2 protein-coding genes are annotated in these 1,846 nt (G+C 41.8%); one reads left to right on the top strand and one right to left on the bottom strand.

Going from position 1 to position 1,846, the window contains the following annotated elements; genetic code table 11:
* Nucleotides 1–41 precede the first annotated feature (41 nt).
* The gene (ltaE, locus tag F607_RS32160; RefSeq protein ID WP_338112652.1) at nucleotides 42–1,106 is read right to left on the bottom strand and encodes a low-specificity L-threonine aldolase; all 1,065 of its coding nucleotides are present in this window, start codon (nucleotides 1,104–1,106) and stop codon (nucleotides 42–44) included.
* 269 nt (nucleotides 1,107–1,375) lie between these two features.
* Between ltaE and F607_RS0126655 the strand changes: the two genes are divergently transcribed.
* On the top strand, nucleotides 1,376–1,846 hold a 471-nt coding region (locus F607_RS0126655; protein WP_027710419.1), incomplete at its 3' end, for a GntR family transcriptional regulator.

Genomic DNA, 1,846 nt, shown 5'->3' on the forward strand with positions numbered 1-1,846 from the left:
CCTGTGACAATACGACGTTGATAACCGCATTCTCGCAGTTTCTATCTTTGGTACAACCTACGACTCTCAGCCAAAAAGTGTCCACAGTATTGACTTAGTAGATACGACTTTATATGTTTAATTAATTTATCGACTGACTGGTTGTCGACATCTTTGTGTGTGACAAAACGTATTGGGTTGGATTGGCTGATAAGTATGTCATGTTGCTTTAAGTAAGCTGCCAGTTCTTTGGTTGAGCCTTGGTGTAAGTGAGCAAAAACCATATTGGTTTGCACTTGAGTTATATCTACAGAAAAAGCATCTAATTTGCTTAGCTCATCAGCTAGATACCTGGCGTTTTCATGGTCATCAGCTAATCGATCAACTTGTTCGGTTAGCGCAATAATACCTGCAGCCGCTAGGATGCCTGCTTGGCGCATACCTCCACCAATAACTTTTCTCCAACGGCGTGCAGTATTGATAAACTCGGTTGTGCCTGCGATGACAGAACCTACAGGGGCGGCGAGTCCTTTTGATAAACAGACAGAAACAGAATCAAAGTGCTGAGTAATCTCTTTTACATTGAGGCTTTGTTTTACAGCAGCATTATAAATGCGAGCACCATCTAAGTGACAGCTTAAGCCGTGTTTTCTGGCCAGCGCAGTTGCACTTGCAATATAGTCTTGAGGTAAAATTCTGCCAGAGTGTGTATTCTCAAGGCTTAGCAGGCGAGTTTGCGCAAAGTGCGGATCAAACGGTTTAATAACAGACTCAATATCATGCAATGGAAGTATTCCATTCTCGCCTTCCATAATGGGCTGAGGTTGAATACTACCTACAATGGCTGCACCACCGCCTTCAAACTTGTAGGTATGGGCATTTTGACCCACGATATACTCATCACCTCGTTGACAATGAGCCATTATCGCAATGAGGTTACCTTGAGTACCTGAAGGGGTAAAAAGTGCTGCTTCGAAGCCTAATAGATCAGCTGCAAGGTCCTGTAATTGGTTGACAGTGGGATCATCACCATAAACATCATCACCTACAGGTGCTTCTGCCATGGCTGTACGCATTTTGGCAGTAGGTGTAGTTACGGTATCGCTTCTGAAATCAATCACTGACATGTTTGTCCTCTCGTTATTCGTTAGAAATAGAGTGATGCTGTTTTGCCTTGTATGCCATTATCCTTATTGGCTAGCAGGAAATAGTTTGATAACAATATGGCTACAAGTCGCTAGGCTAAATATGCTGAGTCACGAACAAGCGTGGGGTTATGGTAAGGAAAAAGCAAACATATAAATAGATACAGATTAGCTGTTATTGAGCATAACAGATTAAATGGCTTAAACTGAAAGAAAGGCAAGCATATATTACCAGGTACTAGTGTGCTGTTATGAGACAATTGCTGTATTTATCGCTAGCACAACAGTTGTGTAAACAAATACATTCGGGAGTCTTTGTTGCTGGGCAGCGTTTACCGTCAGTGCGAGTATTGGCTCGACAAATGAATGTGAGTATTGCCACGGTACTGAGAGCCTATCAACTTGTTGAAGATAAAGGCTTGATCGAGGCACACCATAAGTCAGGCTACTACGTTTGTCACGATCTAGATGCTCTGCAAGTGCACCAGGATGAACAGAAGCAGATTTCTCCAGAGTGGGTTACAGGATCTGCATTAATTGTTGATTTAATTGCTAATGCAACAAAGGAAAGTTTTCATCAGTTTAGTACCGCTCAGCCTGCTATTGATGTAACTGCTAATAAAATAGTTAAGGCTCTATATGGATTCCTAGGGGGTTATATCAATAGCTCTATTAGATCATTAAGTAAGCTTTTTCCTCGGCACTTTATATTGTACACAAAC

The organism is Zooshikella ganghwensis DSM 15267 (assembly GCF_000428585.1).
GTDB lineage: Bacteria > Pseudomonadota > Gammaproteobacteria > Pseudomonadales > Zooshikellaceae > Zooshikella > Zooshikella ganghwensis.

Excerpts from the sequence above, each read along its gene's own strand:
- ltaE (WP_338112652.1), bottom strand. The coding sequence starts at position 1,106 with ATGTCAGTGATTGATTTCAGAAGCGATACCGTAACTACACCTACTGCC.